Here is a 2,684-nt window from a genome sequence, read left to right on the forward strand (position 1 = left end):
AGATGTGTATAAGAGACAGATCTACTTTTGAAACCTTGAAAAAAAGCAGTGGCAATACGCTATATTAGAATCGACGTACAACGCAACCATATTTTCGCCGACTCACTGAGAGTCAAGGCGTGGTGCCACAGGTAAAAGGTTTTTGCGGTGCACTGCATGTCGGTCAGGGGTTCTAGGCGGGTCATTTTTTGCAATTCGAACACCTGGTGTGAGCTGAACTCTCCGAGGTGGTTTTGCACGACCTGGTACAGTGTGACCGGGTTGCCGTTGACCTTGTTGAAGGCTTCTACGTTTCGCTGCCTGAGCCCGTATGAAGTAGATCGTGGCACCGCCGGCTAAGACTTCGATGCGGCAGGCACGGAGCCAACTCTGTGGGCTGAGCATTAAAAATGCTGCAAAGGTAGGTGAGAGCGTGCGGGGAGCGCTTCACGCGATCAGCGAAACGCAGGTCATATCAAACACGGCCGGGCTCGAGTGAAGGGATTGGACCTTATCTAACCGGCAGCCATCGGTCCGGGCTGTGTGAAAACGTTTTAGAGCACGTTTGATAGTCGGAGCAGGAGCGAAAATCCCATTCCTATGTAGATTTAAGGTCTGCCAACTAACCAAATGCTGGCAGATATTACGTAACAACGCTTTCAGTATGCGATGCTGCTTGGCAAAGAATCGAACTACGATTGGGGGCGAGGCGGTGGTGGGAGCCGTTCAGGGGGATGCCTGTCGAGTCAACGCGAATCATGGAAAATTACCGCTTGAGGTCGAAAACAGTCCTTCCTGGCAGGCAGCTATCGACCCAGGCTGTGTGAAAACGTGTGCACCATTTTGTAGTCTGCGTTGCTACGTAAAATCTGCCAGCGCTTGGTTGGTCAGCAGCTCTAAAAATTGCATAGGATCGTGTTTTTCGTTGCGGTCCTGGTAAAGTTACCAAATTTTAATATTTAATCGTGACTCGATCTGGGCTTTGTCGATATTTATAAATATATCCTTTCTGTTTCCTGACTCGTATGTCACAAGGGATAATACTTCCCGATCTAAGTTGGAACACTCCAAAATTAGACTTCTTTCGAGCAGCGAAAGAAACTTTCTAAAATTCTTTTTGATTTTGAGAAGGTCCGACAATGTATCCCATCCTTCGATAATGGTTTCGGTGGCCATTACGGCGGACTGTACCGGGCTGAGACTAGGTTTAGCAGCGATGAACGGCAAGTGCTGCATTCCATGTTGAGATACGGAAGCCATAAACTTAGAGATATTAGCAAATTTCTCTAAACTGGCTTCTTGACTTTTGACTTTTTGTATAAAGGGGAAAAATTCTGCAGCCAAACGCTCGGATGCGTTATGAACTACATGGTAATGAAGAGAAGTCGGTTCCGAGACTATGATGAGAGGAGCGATATCCAGATTGGAGTCGAAAAAGGTTCGGACCAAAAAATTTGTAGGATGTACGTCGGCACTAATTTCCTTGTCGTAGGTGATTGTACTACTGCTAATAGAGGTGAGTTTGCTGAGGTCTGCAAGGAATGTAGCGTATTCCATCTTTTTTTCTCGTAAAGGACTGTTAACGTTTCGCGGCTGGTATGGCAATGATGCCATGTTATGCGGAATTGCGATGCAGATTGGTGCTACGACGCCACGCTAGCTTATCAATGCGCATACATGCCGCCGTTGAAGGCGATCTCGTCTTGGGGGGGGCGCTATTCGCAGTGTACTTGTGCCCTTACTGCGGTGGCCAAGGCAACCTCGGTATTTGACGCAATAGTACGGCAGCCAGGGACAGCTGCTTACTTAGGAGCGAGGATGGGCACCTTGGGTCTTTGCGAAATGTGAAGCCGAACAGCTGCTTCTGGCCGGTTGTTGCCCTTCGCCTCGAGGTTGAATTGCCAGGGTTTTCCTAAGCGAAGAGTGAGTAAATGCACGGTCAGCAGATAGTAGTAGCGTGTCGATTCAGCGTGCTGGTTCATGTGACGGTTTAGAAACCATGCGAGATGCTTTCGCTGCCAAGTCCATGGATTATCTTTGTTCCAGCGCTTAGATATCTCCGCTTGAATAGCCTTCGCTTGGCGAAGGTGACGCTGGCGCGTGGTATGCGACCCGGTGAGTACGCCCGCTAGGAACAGCTCTATATCGAATGGCTTGCTCATTGTCGACCACCAATGTAGGCCGATATCACGTCGATTCGACCATGCCCCAGTTCATAACTGATTTGTGAGCGTGCCTCTCGGTCAAGTCGCAGATCTAGTTGGCTGCATCTGCCGCCGTTGATAGGCGCTAGGTGACAGGTGATCTGCTCATAGCGTTCGCAGGCGTAAGCCGCGCGCAATTCGTGGAAGCCTTTGAGGTTGTGCTGATGCAGGATGTTCCGTGCGGGGCGGACGACTCCCTGCAAGAAATCGAGGTAGCGTTCGTTCGGTGCAAGCAGGTTGCGGCTATCGTCGGGCGAGACCTTTTCGGCAAACCTCAGGGCGTCACGAATATGATCATTTACCGTAATCCAACGAGGTGCTGACGCGCCTGAACGGCCACCTTTGGTGCCGTCCTGGATGTTGATCTTGCCGAATTGCGGATTCCACGGCCATCCGGCCACCTATTCCATAAACATCCGGCCACTGATTCCACGATGATCCGGCCACCCATTCCACGCTCATCCGGCCACCCTTAAGGCAGGCAGCAACGCAGGATTATTC

Annotated in this window: 2 protein-coding genes and 1 pseudogene; all 3 read right to left on the reverse strand. The window is 50.3% G+C overall.

All coding sequences use genetic code 11. The annotated features are described in order from the left end of the window. Positions 1-921: 921 nt before the first annotated feature. A complete protein-coding gene (locus tag UB23_RS02185; RefSeq protein ID WP_045057708.1) occupies positions 922-1,536 on the reverse strand; it encodes a hypothetical protein in 615 nt (204 codons plus the stop codon). A gap of 245 nt (positions 1,537-1,781) precedes the next feature. Next, complete coding sequence (locus tag UB23_RS02190; RefSeq protein WP_045057709.1) at positions 1,782-2,141, reverse strand: hypothetical protein; 360 nt, start codon at positions 2,139-2,141, stop codon at positions 1,782-1,784. Beyond that, positions 2,138-2,560, reverse strand: a pseudogene (locus UB23_RS02195) (integrase domain-containing protein); the annotation flags it as partial. The gene UB23_RS02190 and the pseudogene UB23_RS02195, both read right to left, overlap by 4 nt. Positions 2,561-2,684: the final 124 nt, after the last annotated feature.

The organism is Pseudomonas sp. ES3-33, from assembly GCF_000952175.1.
Taxonomy (GTDB): Bacteria; Pseudomonadota; Gammaproteobacteria; order Pseudomonadales; family Pseudomonadaceae; genus Aquipseudomonas; species Aquipseudomonas gregormendelii.